The organism is Microbacterium sp. VKM Ac-2870 (genome assembly GCF_015350795.1).
Taxonomy (GTDB): Bacteria; Actinomycetota; Actinomycetes; order Actinomycetales; family Microbacteriaceae; genus Microbacterium.
In genome coordinates this window covers 148,886-164,334 of the sequence record NZ_JADKSH010000004.1, presented here as the reverse complement: position 1 = coordinate 164,334, position 15,449 = coordinate 148,886, and the positions used below count along the sequence as shown (strand labels likewise).

The 15,449-nt window shown below is 70.5% G+C and carries 12 protein-coding genes; 3 read left to right on the top strand and 9 right to left on the bottom strand.

Translation table 11 applies throughout. The features are described from left to right. The first annotated feature begins 39 nt into the window (after nucleotides 1-39). From ITJ43_RS11470 to ITJ43_RS11460, 3 genes are all read left to right on the top strand, one after another. Complete coding sequence (locus tag ITJ43_RS11470; RefSeq protein ID WP_194583988.1) at nucleotides 40-1,044, top strand: malate dehydrogenase; 1,005 nt, start codon at nucleotides 40-42, stop codon at nucleotides 1,042-1,044. Between the two features lie 7 nt (nucleotides 1,045-1,051). Beyond that, on the top strand, nucleotides 1,052-2,872 hold the full coding sequence (locus ITJ43_RS11465; protein WP_194583987.1) for a cation:proton antiporter: 1,821 nt from the start codon (nucleotides 1,052-1,054) through the stop codon (nucleotides 2,870-2,872). Between the two features lie 194 nt (nucleotides 2,873-3,066). Further along, nucleotides 3,067-3,504 (top strand): dehydrogenase, encoded by a 438-nt coding sequence (locus ITJ43_RS11460; RefSeq protein WP_194583986.1) that lies wholly within the window; start codon nucleotides 3,067-3,069, stop codon nucleotides 3,502-3,504. Here ITJ43_RS11460 and ITJ43_RS11455 read toward each other — a convergent pair. The 9 genes from ITJ43_RS11455 to ITJ43_RS11415 form a co-directional block, all read right to left on the bottom strand. Continuing rightward, nucleotides 3,476-4,141: a hypothetical protein gene (locus tag ITJ43_RS11455; RefSeq protein WP_194583985.1), complete on the bottom strand. Its 666-nt coding sequence runs from the start codon at nucleotides 4,139-4,141 to the stop codon at nucleotides 3,476-3,478. The genes ITJ43_RS11460 and ITJ43_RS11455 overlap by 29 nt on opposite strands. Continuing rightward, nucleotides 4,138-4,509: a hypothetical protein gene (locus ITJ43_RS11450; RefSeq protein ID WP_194583984.1), complete on the bottom strand. Its 372-nt coding sequence runs from the start codon at nucleotides 4,507-4,509 to the stop codon at nucleotides 4,138-4,140. The genes ITJ43_RS11455 and ITJ43_RS11450 overlap by 4 nt, the downstream gene beginning before the upstream one ends. A gap of 67 nt (nucleotides 4,510-4,576) precedes the next feature. After that, complete coding sequence (locus ITJ43_RS11445; RefSeq protein ID WP_194583983.1) at nucleotides 4,577-6,196, bottom strand: hypothetical protein; 1,620 nt, start codon at nucleotides 6,194-6,196, stop codon at nucleotides 4,577-4,579. Next, nucleotides 6,196-6,522: a hypothetical protein gene (locus ITJ43_RS11440; protein ID WP_194583982.1), complete on the bottom strand. Its 327-nt coding sequence runs from the start codon at nucleotides 6,520-6,522 to the stop codon at nucleotides 6,196-6,198. The genes ITJ43_RS11445 and ITJ43_RS11440 overlap by 1 nt, the downstream gene beginning before the upstream one ends. Before the next feature lie 61 nt (nucleotides 6,523-6,583). Further along, entirely contained in the window at nucleotides 6,584-6,880 is a 297-nt protein-coding gene (locus tag ITJ43_RS11435) for a WXG100 family type VII secretion target (protein WP_005054492.1), read from the bottom strand. 133 nt (nucleotides 6,881-7,013) lie between these two features. Continuing rightward, nucleotides 7,014-11,501 (bottom strand): FtsK/SpoIIIE domain-containing protein, encoded by a 4,488-nt coding sequence (locus tag ITJ43_RS11430; RefSeq protein WP_194583981.1) that lies wholly within the window; start codon nucleotides 11,499-11,501, stop codon nucleotides 7,014-7,016. After that, nucleotides 11,498-12,295 (bottom strand): hypothetical protein, encoded by a 798-nt coding sequence (locus tag ITJ43_RS11425; RefSeq protein WP_194583980.1) that lies wholly within the window; start codon nucleotides 12,293-12,295, stop codon nucleotides 11,498-11,500. Before ITJ43_RS11425 ends, ITJ43_RS11430 begins: the two co-directional genes overlap by 4 nt. Then, complete coding sequence (locus tag ITJ43_RS11420) at nucleotides 12,292-13,977, bottom strand: protein kinase domain-containing protein (RefSeq protein WP_194583979.1); 1,686 nt, start codon at nucleotides 13,975-13,977, stop codon at nucleotides 12,292-12,294. The genes ITJ43_RS11425 and ITJ43_RS11420 overlap by 4 nt, the downstream gene beginning before the upstream one ends. After that, entirely contained in the window at nucleotides 13,974-15,443 is a 1,470-nt protein-coding gene (locus tag ITJ43_RS11415) for an FHA domain-containing protein (RefSeq protein ID WP_228495795.1), read from the bottom strand. The genes ITJ43_RS11420 and ITJ43_RS11415 overlap by 4 nt, the downstream gene beginning before the upstream one ends. Nucleotides 15,444-15,449 lie beyond the last annotated feature (6 nt).

Here is a 15,449-nt window from a genome sequence, read left to right as displayed (position 1 = left end):
ACCGTACCGTCACCGGGCCCGCCCCCGTAGGCTCTCCACATGGATGCCACGACAGTCACCGTGACCGGAGCCGGGGGCCAGATCGGCTACTCGCTGCTGTTCCGTATCGCCTCCGGAGACATGCTCGGAGCCGATCGTCCGGTGCGGCTGCGCCTGCTCGAAATTCCCCAAGGGCTGAAGGGAGCGGAGGGCGCGGCCCTCGAACTGCAAGACTGTGCGTTCCCCTTGCTGGCCGGAGTCGAGATCACCGACGACGCCCGTGTCGCGTTCGACGGCGCGAACCTCGCTCTGCTCGTCGGTGCGCGCCCCCGCACGGCAGGGATGGAACGAGCCGATCTGCTCGCCGCCAACGCCGGCATCTTCGGCCCGCAGGGCGCGGCACTGAACGACGTGGCCGCCGACGACATCCGCGTCGCCGTGGTCGGAAACCCCGCGAACACGAATGCCCTCATCGCCGCCGCCTCGGCGCCCGACATCCCCGGCGACCGCTTCGCCGCGCTGACGCGGCTCGACCACGACCGCGCCGTCGCCCAGCTCGCGGCCGCCCTCGACGTTCCCGTCGCCCACCTTCGCGGCGTCGTCGTCTGGGGCAACCACTCCGCGACGCAGTTCCCCGACGTCGCCCACGCGACCGTCGACGGCCGTCCGGTGCTCGATGCCCTCGCCGACCGTCTCGGCGGGGCGGATGCCGCGACCACCTGGCTGGACGAGGAGTTCGTGCCGCGCGTCGCGAAACGCGGCGCAGAGATCATCGCGGTGCGGGGATCGTCGTCCGCGGCGTCGGCCGCGAACGCCGCGATCTCGCACGTCCGCGATCTCGTCCACAGGACCGGCGACGCATGGACGTCGGCCGCGGTGCTCTCCCACGGCGAGTACGGCGTGCCGGACGGGCTGTACTCTTCGGCGCCGGTGTCGAGCGACGGGACCGGCTACCGCATCGTCGAGGGTCTCGAGCTCGACGATCGCGGACGCGCGCGCCTGGACGCATCGGTCGCCGAGCTCGTCGCCGAGCGCGACGCCGTCCACGCCCTCGGCGTGATCTGAGTCCGCGGTGAGCGATCTCACCTGGCTGATCGCCGGCGTCGCGGTCATCGGCGTCTCCACGGTGCTGGCGCGCCGCTTGGGCGTCGCCGGCCCGCTCATCCTCGTCGCCATCGGACTGGTCGCCTCGCTCCTGCTGCCGACGTTCTCCGTTCCGCCCGAGCTGATCCTCGTCGGCATCCTTCCGCCGCTGCTGTACGCCTCAGCGGTGCGTCTCCCGGCGGTCGAGTTCCGCCGGGATGCGGTGCCGATCGCGGGTCTCGCCGTCATCCTCGTCGTGATCAGCGCGCTGGCCCTGGGCACGCTGTTCTTCTTCGCCATCCCGGGACTCGACTTCGCGCTGGCTGTCGCCCTCGGCGCGATCCTCAGCCCCACCGATGCCGTGGCGACCTCCATCGCCAAGAAGCTCGGCATCTCCCCACGGGTCGTCACGATGCTCGAGGGTGAGAGCCTCCTCAACGACGCCACGGCACTCGTGCTGCTGCGCAGCGCCGTCGCCGCATCCGCCGCCGGCTTCTCGCTCATCGGCACCATCGGCGCGTTCGCGTGGGGCGTGCTGATCGCCGTCGTGGTCGGCGTCGGCGTCGGCCTGCTCACTCTGCGGACCCGGCGCTGGATCGGCGACCCGGTGGCCAACACCGCCGTCGGTTTCATCGTGCCGTTCGTTGCCTACCTGCCCACCGAGCACCTGGGCGGCTCGGGGCTGGTCGCCGCGGTCGCGGCGGGGATCACGACCAGTCAGGGGGCGGCCCGCTGGTCGACGCCCGAGCAGAGGGTGTCCGACCAGCTCAACTGGCGAACGCTGGAGCTGTTGCTGGAGGGCGCCGTCTTCCTCATCATGGGGCTGGAGCTGCGCGACATCGTCAGCGGCAACGTGGTGAAGTACAAGGGCATCGGCATCGCCATCGTGCTCGCCCTGGCGGCGTTGGCGATCGTGCTCGTCGTGCGCGCTCTGTATGTGTCCGGGGTCGTGGTGCTCATCGCGCGGCGTGCACGGCGAATGCAGCGGGGACGGCTCCAGGGTTTCAGCGACCGCCTCGACGCCTTCGATCCCGATACGTCCGACCTGCGCGACCTGCGCCCGCCGCGCGACGGACCGACCGGCGCCACACCACGTCCGGGCTTTCTGCGACGATTCACCCGACGCACGGCGCGGACAGTGGTGCGCCGCGTCGCGGCACGTCCGACCTCGAGCCCGGCGGCGACGCAGCACCGTGTCGACGGCCTGCGCGCACGCGTCGGACGCCTACTCAACGACATGGACTACTACCAGGCGTCGACGCTCAACTGGAAGGACGGCACGGTCATCGTCTGGGCCGGCATGCGCGGGGTGGTCACGCTCGCCGCCGCGCAGACGCTCGAGCCCGACACCCCCGCCCGCGAGCTGCTGATCCTCGTCGCGTTCTTCGTCGCGCTCACGAGCCTCATGCTGCAGGGCCTGACGCTGCCCTGGCTCATCCGCATGCTCAAGATGCCGGCTGCGACGGGCGACGGTGCCACCGCAGAGGAGAGCGATCGCCTCGATGATGAGCTTCGCGAGGCGGCGCTCGCCCGCCTGCGCACTCCCGGGCTGGCCGACGCGAGCGGAACGCCCTATCCCCCCGAGGTCCTGGCGAAACTCGCCGACCGCATGGGTGCGCCGCGGCTCGAGTCGCTCGAGATCACCACGGCGGGCGTGATCGATCTGCGTATCGCGCTCATCGAGGCGATGCGCGATCACCTCGTCGACGTTTCGCGTGAGGGTTCGTACTCGTCCGCGACGCTCCGGCACGCCCTCGCGCGGCTGGATGCCGACCAGCTCAGCATCCAGCTGCGGCGCGGAGAAGAATGATCGCGTCCGGCGCCTGAGCCACAGGCCCGCGGCAGGCGATCGGCCCAGAACAGGCGTCATCGTCGTGAATCGCCCTGTCCCGGGCAGATTGCCTGCGGCGGGCCGATGATGCGCGTGCGTCGACTCGGAGAGGACGCGCGACGAGGAGTCGAAACGTGTCCACCCGGGTCGCGAGGTCGGAGGGGTAGGCCACAATGGATGCCGTGAGCACCGATCAGCCGCACGAGCATCGCGCCCCCGCCGATTACGCGGAGTCGATCGCCCTGCCCGCCGTCACCTCGGCCGTGCCGGTGGTCGTCTCGGGAGCAGACTGGTGGGCCGCGCGTCCCGCGGGCTCGCGCCTCGTGGGGCTCGTCGTCGCCCGCGACGACCTGCCGTCGGTGATCTCCCAGCGCGACGCGCTCGCAGAATTCGGTGTGCCGATCGAAGGTTTCCGCCATCCCGCACCCGAGACCGGCGAGAGCTGGTCGGAACGCCTCACACGCCTGTTCGGCCGACTGGTGTCGGGCGATGTGGTCGTCGTCGCCGACAAGCACGCCCTCGGGCGCACCGTCGACGAGGAGACGCACGCCATCGCCGAACTGCGTCGGCGCGGCGTCATCGTCAAAGTGCTGGGGCACTCCCGCGGCTGACCCGTGCGGGCTCCGGGGCGCCGGCATCCGCCCACGCCGATCCGGCGACGATCGCGTCGAACAGCCGCAGCATCGCGTGGGGGAGATCGCCCAGCGGGGTCGACATCTGCACGAGAGCGACCTGTTTGTGCCCGGGAACGGTGTACCAGTACCGTGCGACGAGGCGCTTGTGCACCGACGTCTGACCGTCTTCCTCGATCGTCTGCGTGCTCACCGCGTGCAGACGCAGCACGGCGGAACCGGCGGCATCCACGCGGATCGCCGTCCCCAGATCCGGTTCATCGGTGTGGGGCAGGCTCATCTCGAACGCGCGCATCACGGCGTCGGGCGCCGTGCCCACGGCGGGAGTGATCGTGATCGGGGTGTGGACCGTGATGGCGACCGGCGTTGCAACGCCCGGAGCGACCTCGCGACACATCAGCAGCAGATGCGCCGAGGCGGCCCGCGCCGCGGCCGCGGCCTCTTCCAGCCCGGACCGCACGCGACGGCGAAGCACCGCCGCGTCATCGCGCGGACCGACGATCTCGCGAGCGATGATCGTGATGTGCTCGCGGGTGGCAACCTCATCGCGCGGGTCGAGCGAGATCCATTCTCCCGGCAGACGGAACCGCAACTGCGGGAGCGAGGCCGTGCTCACTGGTCGCCGGCGAGGCGGCGGATGTCCGCGGCCGTGAGGTCGAGGATGCCCTCGACGCCTTTGCCTCCGACGATCTCGCTGACCGAACCCATGATCCGCAGATCGTCGATCTGCGAGTTCTCCTCGGGGCGGCCCTCATACGCGATGAACGTCAGGTCGCTGTCCTTCAGGTCGGGGTCGGCGACCGCGGCACTCGCGACCTCGCGCACCGCGGTGGCCACGCCCTCGGCCGAGCTGTCGCGCACGTAGAGGCGGATGACGATCTTGTTCACCCACGGAGCGCCGGGGTGCTGCACCTCGACGCGGGCGGCATAGGTCGAAGCCTCGGAGGCCGTGGTGACACGCGACGACGCGTTGCTCTCGTTCATTCCCGCACATCCTGTCAGCATCAGAACCAGCACACCCGCGGCGACAAGTGCCCGCGGCCATCGACCATTACCCACGCGAATACTCCATCTCGTATACCTGCTCGTACGTGCCCTGGACATCGTCCGCGAAGAAGATCTCATCTCCGGGGCGCACCTCGGGCACGAGGTCATCGGCCAGTTCACCGTACATGTCGGCGTTGTGGATGCGGATGTCGACGGGGTGGTACGTCTGCCAGTTCGGGCCCGGAACGTCGTTGCGGTCATAGCCGACGAACTCCAGGGTGTGCACCGGATCCCAGCGGTTGTTGACCTGGGTGACGCGCACCGACGGGTCCATCTCGCCGGCGTGTTTGTCGATCGCCGATCCGGCGGTGACGACGGACTGCACGCGATCGGCGATGCGCGGATCGGTGGCGAGGTCCCCGGCCATCATGCCGCCCAGGCTCCAGCCGGTCAGCATGATCGGGGCGTCGCTGTCGAGGGCGCCGGAACGTTGCAGGGCGTCCCACACCGCCTTCTCGTACTGCGTCTCCAGTCCCGGGAACAGCGCGAGCATGGCATCGGCGGACAGATCGTTGAGGGCGCCGTCGGTGTTCATCGGCGACCAGTTCTGCGTGCTCGGCAGCTGGACACGGTAGCCGATGACGGTGCCGGCGGCGTCGGTGATGGCGATCACCCGGATATCGGTGGCCGTCTCGCCGCCGATCACGTCCTGGCGCCCGACCTCTTCGAAGAGGTCGCCGTAGTCCTGCGCCGTCTTGTCGTCGGCACTGTCGGAGGCATCCGCGTCCGACGGGCGCTTGGGGTACGGGAACCCCTCCTTCGGTGTCGACGGGCCCTTCGGGGTGCCCAGCCCGTCGCGGATGAGGAAGGTCAGCAGGAGCGAGCCCACGATCACGACCGCCAGGATGGCCAGCGCGACCCAGCCGATGACGGCGGCGATCAGCGAGAGCACGATCGCCACGATGATGACCACGAGGATGATCACCACGATCGCCACGAGCACTGCCAGCAGCTCGCCGAGGAACTCGAGGATGCCCTTCAGCACGCTCGCCGCCCAGTCGCCGATCCAGCCCGCCGCGCCCTCCCAGAACTGATTCCAGTTGTCGTATGCGGAGTCGCTGTCGGCGTCGATGGCGGTCTCGATCTTCGCGATCGCGGTGTCGGCGATCGCGCGGAGGCGATCGCGCGCGCGGTACAGCTCCTGGCGGGCATCCTGCACCTGAGAGGAGGCGTTCGACTGTGCCTGGCGCAGTCGCCGCAGGTCGTTCTCGATCTCATCGATCTGATGCTGGGGGGCCTCGACGGCCTCCGCGCGGAGCAGATCGCCCTCGCGCAGCGACATGTCGTTCGGCAGCGTCGCCGACTTCTGGTCGTAGTACTCGGCCGTGGAGATGGCGGTGCGAGCATCCTGCTGAATGGGGCGCAGGTCGGCGGCGTACGTCTGGAGCGCCTCACCCGTCTTGCGGTAGCGAGTGCGCGCGTTGCTGAGCGAGCGGGCGACCTCGGATGCCGTTTCGGCGAGAGCGTCGGTCGAGCGGGAGATCTGCCCGTCGATGAGGCCGCGCAGCGACTCGGTCGCTCTCGCGATGGCCTCGGCCGCCGTCACGAGGTCGGCCGCGCGGGGGTCGAGCTGGTCGGGTTTGCCGAGGAGCAGGTCCTCGAACTCCACGGAGATCGCGCTCATCAGGGCTCCCCATCGGAATCGGAATCGGAATCGGTGTCGGGGGCGGCCTCCTCCGCCTGGCGGGCGAGCTCGGCGTCGACCTCGGTCATCGTGTCGACGATCGCGTCGATGCCGTCACGCACGAACTGCAGCTTCTCGATGAGCTTGCCGCGGTTGTAGTCCCAGTTGTCGGCGAAGTCACGCACCTTGCCGGCGAGGCGGTCCTCGCCGGTCAGTCCGGCCAGGTCACCGCCGACCGTGCCCGCCGACTCGAAGGTCGACAGCGCGTCGTCGACGCGCACACGCGCGGTGCGCAGCGCATCGAACTCGATCTGGATGTCCGTCATCGTGTCTCCCCGACAGGAGTGGGGCCGGGCGCTGTCATTGCGCTCGGCCCCACCGATGTGATCACTGACCGAGCTGGCTGGCGAGCTGCTCGTCGGTGGACTGCAGAGCCTGGGCGGCCTTCTCGAGGAAGCTCGCCATGCCTTCGATGCCCTGGACCGTCTTGGTCGCGCCGGTGGTGAACTCGGTGTACGAGGCGTCGAAGGCGCCCGACGCACGGCTCGTGGTGAACCCGTCCTGCACGAGCTGGGCGACCAGCTGGCGCAGACGCTGGAGGTTCGCCTCGAGCTCGTTCTGGCCGTCACGCAGACGCGAGGCAGCGGAGTTCATCTGGTCGTAGGTGACATTCAGATTGGCCATGAGGGCCCCTTTCAGCTAGCCCGGCCGGAGTGCCGGGAGGTCTTGTTGATTAGACGATAGGCGCGGGCGCCCACCGTGACCATGGGGAGAACTCCCCATGGTCGGCCCATCCCTTCCGTGGCGGGACGGCGGCTCACGCGTCCACCCCGGTCGCGGCCAGTTCTGCGGCGGCCGTCGCGAGGGGGAACTGAATGCGCACTGTTTTGCCACGATGTGCCAGGATTCCGCGCCCCACCGGCAGCTCGCCGCGCACCAGACGCGGGAATGGCGTCTTCAGCACGACTTCGCCGTCAATGGTCTCGGGCTGCAGCACCACGCCGCGGCGGGCCGACTTGATTTCGCCCAGCAGGCCGAAGTTCGTTGTCCACTCGCTCATCTCACCGACGACGACGAAGAACACCTCGCCGCGTCCGGCGCGTTTGACGATCGTCGACAGGTTCATCTCGATCATCGAGCTGGCGAACTCGCCGATCCCTTCGAGCACGAGCATCGGCACGGCACCACCGGCTGCGACCCGGTCAGCGGCTTCTTCGATGGCGCTGAGCAGTGCCATCGCGGTCGACGCCGATTCGGCCGTGCCCGTCCAGGCCGCGGCATCCTGCACCGGGGATCTCCGATCGCCGATGTAGTACGCAGGGGTGTCCGCACGCGCCCGCAACACCTGACGGGCGATCGCGGCAGCCGCATTCGAACGACCCGCCGCGGGAGCGCCGGCCACGATGAACGTCCCGTGCGGTTCGATGCCGTAGGGACCGAGGTCGAGGTCGGACAGACCGATCGCCACACCGGTCGGGGTCGTCACCGGCAGCTGGTCGAGGGGGTACTCGACGGGCAGCGCGCGGATGCCGGGCGCCGGCGTCGTGCCGCGACGGAGCATGGCCTCGGCCATGCGATCGATCGCCAGCGACTGATCCTTCGTGCTCGAGGTGCCACCGATGACGGCGATCTGGGCCTCGTGGTCATCGACGATGGCGCGGCCGGGAGCCGCGTCGGCGCCGAGGATGTCGCGCGGCATGCCGAGCAGGGCGTAGCCGTCTTCGTCGGCCATGCGCAGCACGATGCGGCGCTGGATCATCGCCTGGAGCGAGGTCGGTACGCTCTGCCCGCGATCGGCGGTGAGCGCGACGTGGATGCCGAGACCACGACCGTCGGTGAGCACCTGCTGGAAAGCACGGTAGGAGTCGGCGCGACCGGGAATGCCCTCGAAGGCGGAGCGGAACGCGGGGAAGCCGTCGACGAGCACCAGGATGCGCGGCTCGTCGGTGCGTCCGGACAGCGCCCGGTACTCGGTGAGGGTGGACGCGCCGGATGCGGCGTACGCGTCGCCGCGGCGGTCGAGCTCGGTGCGCAGCATGCCGAACAGCCGCTCGATGCGCTCGGTGTCGTCGGCCGAGATCACGGCGCCGACGTGTGGCAGCGACTCGAGCATGCGCAGGCCGCCGGTGGCGGCATCCACCCCGTAGACGTGCACGGGGCCGCCGCGCGGGGTGATGCCGGCCGAGACGGCGAGGGTGCGCAGTGCCACCGACTTGCCGGAACCACCCGTCCCGAAGATCGCGAGGTGGCCCTCCGTGTCGGGTTCGAAGAAGAAGGGCACCTGGTCCTGCCGCTCGGGCACGTCGACGACGCCGAGCACCAGGCGCGCATCGGTGCGCTGGTGCAGCTTGGTCTGGTCGAAGGTCGTCGCCAGTTCGTCGAGCCACGGACGCCGCGGCGGGGCGATGCGCGCGAGCTGCGCGGCGTCGCCGAAACGGGCCACGAGCAGCTGCTGGTCGTTGGGTCCGAGGTCCTCCGTCTCGGAGGGTGCCTCGTCGGTGGCGGGCTTCTGCCACACCGGCGCCTCGCCCAGCAGGAAGGGACGCACCTCGACCGCCGGCTCGGGCTCGGCCCGCAGGCTCCAGCCGCCGGAGTAGGCCGACTGGAACAGGCTCATGCGGCCGGGGCCGGTCTTGGCGATGCCACGACCGGGAATGCCCGGGTCGAACAGCGCCGCCTCCTTCGAGCCGATGACGTCATCGGAGTCGGTCTCGTCGGCCATGCGCAGCGCCACCCGGAGATTGGTGTTGGCACGGAGGTTGTCTTTGATGACACCGGCCGGCCGCTGCGTCGCCATGATGAGGTGGATGCCGAGCGAGCGCCCGCGCTGAGCGATGTCGACGACACCGTCGACGAATTCGGGCACCTCTTTGGCGAGGGCGGCGAACTCGTCGATCACCAGCACGAGCGCCGGGGGCGCATCAGGGTCACCGGCCTTCTCGAGCTCGAGCAGGTCTTTGGCCTTCTTGCGGTTGAAGAGGTGCTCACGGTGGTGCAGCTCTGCCCGCAGGCTGGTCAACGCGCGCCGCACGAGGTGCGGGCTGAGGTCGGTGACCAGGCCGACGCAGTGCGGCAGGCTGACGCAGTCGGCGAAGGCGGAACCGCCCTTGTAGTCGACGAAAAGGAACGTGACGCGCTCGGGGCTGTACTCGGCGGCCATGCCGAGCACCCACGCCTGCAGGAACTCGCTCTTCCCCGATCCGGTCGTGCCACCGACGAGGGCGTGCGGTCCTTGCTGTCGCAGGTCGAGGTGCAGCGCGCCCTGGGCGCCCTGGCCGACGAGGGCGCGCAGCTTCGGCTGATAGCCGGCCCCCGACCGCGTCGCGCGGATCGAGGCATTCTGCGTCCACCGGTCGATGACGGCATCCGCGCTCGTGGCCATCTCGGTGCCGAGAAGCTGCAGCAACGGGATCGTGCGGGGCACATCGCCGGCGTCCTCGGCGACATCGCCGATGTCGGTGATGCGGGCGAGGGCACGGGCGACCACACCGAAGCGGGCGGCGTCGAGCGCCTCGACCCGCAGCGGAGCGATGACGGTACCGAGGCGCACGAAGTTGGCGCTGGCCTCACCGTCAGCCGGAAGCTCGACCCACGTGCGACAGGCCGCCGGGAGGTCGGAGACGCGGGACGTCGCCCAGACCGGGATGACGCCGCTTCCGGCGGCACGCTCGCTCAGCTGGATGAGGCGTCCGCGATCGACGGGCGCATCGGGGGTGACGATAACGACATATGCCGGCAGCGGCATCTCCTCTTCACGACCCCGCGACTCGCCGACCTCGGCTCCCGCGGCGGTCGCGGCATCCGTCGCCTTCAACGCGCGCAGGCGACGCAGCTGCTTCACGCGGGTGTCGACGAGTTCCTCGAGCTGGGCGAGCAGCCGGGATGCGGTGGCAGCGTTGTCGGCGATGGGCGCCGTGCCGAGCGCGTCTTCTGCAGCCCACGTGTGGGGCAGCCACTTGAGGTCGGCGAGCGCGGCGCGCGTCGTCGGCCCGACGAAGGCGACGATGTGCACGTCGGAGGGGGCGTGCAGTCCCGCCGTCTGCGCGAGCAGCGCTCGCGCCGTGTCGCCGACGCGAGCGGTGGAGCCGGCGATGCCGATAGCGCCGGCATCGGCGAGCGATTCGAGGATCGGCACGTCGTCGACCTCGCGGTACGCGGCCACCGTCTCATCGAGGCGGTCGACGTACGCGGGGATCGCCGCGTCGCGCTTCGTCGATTCGGCGACGGTGTTGCGGCTCGGCGAGGTGCCGTCGCCGAGCCGGACGTGCAGGAACGACCAGTGCTCGGGGCGTCGGGTCCACACGAGCGGGCCGGCGGCGAGCGCGTCGGCGCAGACGGGGTCGAGTTCGGGAACCTCTCCGCGGCGGACGCGCCGCTCGGTCTCGCGCTCCTCCTCGAGCCGCGTCGACAAACGCGACAGCTGCTGCTCGAACCGGTCTTTGTCGCGCTGCAACTGCGCTTTGGCCTGCAGGCGGGTGGTGACCCAGGTGCCGAGCATCAGCAGCGGGGATGCCGCGACGAACACGAGCGCCATCGGGTTCTTCATGACGAAGAACAGCACGGCGCCCATGATCACCGGCGCGATCATCGCGAGCCACGGGAACATCTGCGGGGCGGGCGGTGCGGGCAGGTCGGTACCCGGCAGCTCCTCGCCGAGGTAGCGCGCTTCGACGCGCGGCGAGCGGACGAAGGGCACTTGTCGCCAGGTGGACGGGGCTGCGGTGGCGTCGCCCGCCGCCGCGGTGATGCGCAGGCGCGTGTCGCCCAGTACCGCGTCGATCTCACCGTCGGCCGCCGCCAGATAGGTGACGGGTGCGCCGTCGACGAGGATGCCGTTGGCCGAGTTGAGGTCGACCAGTTCGGCGCGTCCCTGCCCGACCTCCAGACGCGCGTGACGCTTGGACACGAGGGGGTCGTCGAGCACGATGTCGCACGCCGCGTCGCGTCCGATGATCACCACGCTCCGTTCCAGGGGCACGGTCGTGCCCGCACCCGGGCCGGAGACGATCTCGATCTCGCCGATGGTCTGGCGCGGCTGATAGCCCGCCGGCACCACACGGATCGCGGATCCGGCGCCGAGCTGGATGTGGGCCACGGATGCGGCGGCATCCAGCACTTCACCGGGACCCTGCGCGATCGTGCCGAACGCCTCGAGGGTCACCTCATCGTGCGTGGGGATCCCCCCGCGCGGATCGACCTCGGTGAGCGTGCGCGCGAGGTCTCCGACGGTGGCATCGGCATCGGCGTTGATGACGAGGTCCTCGGGTTCACCCCCGGGGCGGACGAGCGTGGTGCGCAGCTTCATGCGTCTTCCTTTCTGCGCGGGGAGTCGTCGCCGGCCTCACGATCGTGAGCGGCAGGGTCATCGAGCATGGCCAGATCGTCACGAACGACGAGGCGGGAGGCGATGGCATGCTCGACGAGACGCACACGGCGATTGGTGGCCGACGTGGTCACCCCGCCGCGCAGGCCCGGCACTCCCTGGCGGTCGAGCTTGTCGCACACGTTGTCGAGCTTGCGGTTGAAGCGCGTGATGCTCCAGCCCAGTCGCTGCGCCGCCGACGCGGAACTCGGCAGTTCGCTCATGCCGGTGCCCTCACGGCGCAGCACCGGCTCGGCGAGCGCAAGGATGAGCAGCTTCTGACTGGGCGTGAGAGGAACGGCACCGATGGTGGATTCGCCATCGCCGGAGGTCTCGGGAGTCGTCTCGCGGAAGGCCGGCTGAGCGGTGTGCACCGACAGCTCATACGTCGTGGGTCCGGCGCTGAAGACGACCGTCGTCACACCGAAGACGATGGGCAGCCGCGCCCCGGGGGCGAGTTGCGCCTGCACGCGGCCCTCTGTGTCGGTGACCGTCGCCGACAACCGCGACCCGATGTTGACGAGCCACCACAGGCCGCCGGACTGCTCGATGGACAGGAAGTGGCGGTGTAGGAACCTGTTGTCGTCGATCGCCAGGTCGCCTTCGCGACCGATCGTGAAGCGCGTCCCCGAGGCCACGGTGACGTACTCGCCCGCGAACTCGACGGTGATGTCCGCACCGTCGACATCGCCAGCGGCGTCCTCGACCGGGGGGACGGTGTCGTGGATGTCGGTCATGGTGTGCACTTTCGTGTCTCGGTGCTCGCGGTGCCGTCCTTGCGGACGAGCATCACCGCGATGCACGTCGTCCCCCCGGCATCCGCCGGCAGTGTCACCGTGGTGTCGGTGACCTTGCGGGTCTCGCCGTTGCCGGCGAGCGTGTACGGATACCAGAGGTAGCCGTCGCCGTCTTTCGGTTCGGGGTTCTTCCAGGTGAAAACGGCGTTGCCGCCTTGCACGGTGCCGGCGAGTCCCGTCACCGGCGGGACATACCCGCCGAGGGGATCCTGCGGTGCGGCCGAGACGGCCGGGGTGTTCTCGGCAGAGGGCGGTGCCGCGGGCGCGAGCAGACTCGCTCCGACGGCCACACCGGCGACGACGAGCACGACGGCGGCGATGGCGAGACCGACCCACAGCCCGCGCCGCGTACGCGGCGCCGAGGCGGGTGCAAGGGGTTCGCCAGTGGTCTCATCGACGATGGCCGAGGCGGCGCGTGGGTCGAGCGTGTGTGCCGGCGGAGCGGTGTTCTTCGCGGGGCGACGAATCGTCGACGACGTGTCGAGGTCGGTCTGCGGGGCGATCGAGACGGGACCGCGCAGCAGCGTCGGTTCGGCGGTGTCGGTGGGCACCGCGGCCGTCGGGCGTGCCGGAGCGTCTGCCGGGCCCCGCCCGGTGCTGTCCGCGCTGTCGGAGCTGGCCCAGGGACTCGCCTGATCGCGGCGACGGGTGGGGCCCGCCGCTGGGTTGGTGTTGGGCTCGATGCTGACGATGCCGCGCACTCTCGTCAGTTCGCCGTCGGCGTCGTCCGCGGCGGCATCCTCCGGGGAGTCGTCGAGGATGTCGATGGGCGTGACGGAGTGCGCCAGCTCGATCTGCACCCGCTGCAGAGCCCGCGCGAAGGCGATCGCCGATTCGTAGCGGTCGCCGGGACGCTTTGCCATCGCCCGCTCGAGCACGGCCTGCAGCGACGCCGGCGCGTCGACGCGCACGAGCGGCGGCACCGGCTGCGACTCGATGCGCTGAATCAGATCGGCGCCACCGTTGCGGCCGCCGGGCTGCTCGAACGGCGAGCGTCCCGCCAGCAGGGTGTACACCGTGGCTCCGAGCGCGTAGACGTCGGTGGCGACGCCCGAGCCAGGCACGTCGCTGAAAGACTCTGGCGGCGACCACGGAATGGACATTCCCGACGACGACTCCTCCGATTCGGCGGTCGTCGCGATGCCGAAGTCGGTGAGGGCGGGACGGTTGTACTCGGTGACGAGGATGTTGGCCGGTTTGATGTCGCGATGCAGGATGCCGGCGCGGTGCGCCGTCTCCACCGCGGCCGCGACCTGGATGCCGACCCGCAGCGCCTCGGCGATCGAGAACGCCGCCGCCCGCGAGCGCACCTGCAGGTTCGGCCGCGAGCAGTACTCCATGACGAGGTAGGGACGGCCATCGTCGGACACGCCCGCCTGGTAGATCGTCACGATCGCCGGGTGCGTCGACAGCAACGCCATGACGTTCGCCTCGGCGGTGAACTGCTCGGCCGCGCCCGAGGCCATGCGGTCGGCGAGCATGACCTTCACCGCCACACGGCGACGGGGCAGGTGCTGCTCGTAGAGGTAGACGTCGGCGAATCCACCCGAGCCCAGCACGTCGACGTAGGTGAAGCCGGGCAGCGCGGGCGGCGGCGCCGGCGGCCGCTTCGCCGCGCTCACGGGAGGTCCTCGAAGGTCACGGTCACGTCGTCACCGAGGTCGAGGACGTCGCCCGACACCACCATGGTCGGCTCGTTCGGATGCAGGCGTACGGGCTCATTGCCCCCGCGCAGAAGCACCGTGCCGTTCGTGGTGTCGAGATCGGTGACGAGCACGTGCTCACCCTCGGCCCGGATCTCCACGTGGCTGCGGGAGATGTCCTGATCGGGGCTGTCGACGGCGACGAGGGTCGGCAGGTCGGCTCCGGACGTGCGGGTGGACTTCGGTCGACGCCCGATGATCACGGGGCGTTCCAGCTCGACGACTCGTCCCGTTGACAGTCGTATGCGTCCGCGGGTCGGACGGCGCTCAGGAACGCTGTCGGTCGACTCGAAGGCCGGGCGCTCGGCCCGCAGCGCGCGCATCTCGGCGACAGCGATCGTCGCGCCGTCGTGATCGCCGAGGTCATCGGGGTTGCCTAGGTCGTCGGGGTCGTCGGGCATCGGTACCGCGACGGGAGATTCGGCCGACGCCGGGGCGGCCTCGTTCTCGGCTTCCGCGTCGACGGCGGCGCTCGCCGCGGCCGACACGGGGCGGGCGACCGTCTCGCCCCACAGCAGGTCGTACTCGTCGACCGCCGCGGGCGCTCCGTCGCTCGCCGTCGCCTCGGGAAGGAGCGTGTCGGCGGAGGCGTCGGGCGCGGGCACCTCGAGCACGGGCTCGCCTGGCTCGGCGGCCGGCTCGGACTCCGCGGCCGGCTCCGGCGTCGGCGCTGCGGGCGAGCCGAACAATCCCGGAGGCAGCGAATCGATGACGGATGCCGAGGAGATGGCGGATGCCGAGGACGAAGCGGCCACCGGCGGCTCCTCGGCATCCGACGCCTCCTCGAAATCCGACGGTGCGGGCGCAGAGGACGCGGAGAGCGGTGGCATGGCGGTCGTGGCAGTCGGCGTCGACGGGGGTGCGGCGACCGGTGCCGCGTTCGGCACTGCGGTCGACGGTGTCCGCGCCGGCGCGGCCTGATCGACATCCATCGTGAGCTCGATCTGCACCAAATCGGCGAGGACGACCCCGGCCTGCAGTGGAACATCGCCCGCGGGCGCGGGCGGGCCTCCGGCGAGCACCGTGACGCGGGTGGCACCCGGCAGGAACCGCTCCGTCCAGGTGGAGACGCCCGCTCCGGAGACGGCGTCGGACGACTCCCCCTCGACCGTGACCTCGATGTCGCCACGCACGGCGACGCGTACGCCGCCCGCTTCGGCCATCGCCAGGGCGAACGGCGGAATCGCCGTGAGAGACGTTCCGAAGGCGCCCGTCAGCGCCTCGAGCACCGTGCCGATGCCGCCGGCGCCGAGTCCGCGCCAGACCGCCGCGGCCGTCATCGCCGACACCGTGGGTGAGAGTACGGCGAGAGCACCGTCGTCGGCCGCCACCCACCATGCGGCGTCGCCACCGGCCGGTCGGTAGAGCACCCGTGCGGTCGTCATCGCATC

Bases quoted from the DNA above. Each gene is read 5' to 3' on its own strand.
- ITJ43_RS11470 (WP_194583988.1), top strand. From the start codon at position 40: ATGGATGCCACGACAGTCACCGTGACCGGAGCCGGGGGCCAGATCGGC.
- ITJ43_RS11460 (WP_194583986.1), top strand. From the start codon at position 3,067: ATGGATGCCGTGAGCACCGATCAGCCGCACGAGCATCGCGCCCCCGCC.
- ITJ43_RS11450 (WP_194583984.1), bottom strand. From the start codon at position 4,509: ATGAACGAGAGCAACGCGTCGTCGCGTGTCACCACGGCCTCCGAGGCT.
- ITJ43_RS11445 (WP_194583983.1), bottom strand. From the start codon at position 6,196: ATGAGCGCGATCTCCGTGGAGTTCGAGGACCTGCTCCTCGGCAAACCC.
- ITJ43_RS11440 (WP_194583982.1), bottom strand. From the start codon at position 6,522: ATGACGGACATCCAGATCGAGTTCGATGCGCTGCGCACCGCGCGTGTG.
- ITJ43_RS11435 (WP_005054492.1), bottom strand. From the start codon at position 6,880: ATGGCCAATCTGAATGTCACCTACGACCAGATGAACTCCGCTGCCTCG.
- ITJ43_RS11430 (WP_194583981.1), bottom strand. From the start codon at position 11,501: ATGAAGCTGCGCACCACGCTCGTCCGCCCCGGGGGTGAACCCGAGGAC.
- ITJ43_RS11425 (WP_194583980.1), bottom strand. From the start codon at position 12,295: ATGACCGACATCCACGACACCGTCCCCCCGGTCGAGGACGCCGCTGGC.
- ITJ43_RS11415 (WP_228495795.1), bottom strand. From the start codon at position 15,443: ATGACGACCGCACGGGTGCTCTACCGACCGGCCGGTGGCGACGCCGCA.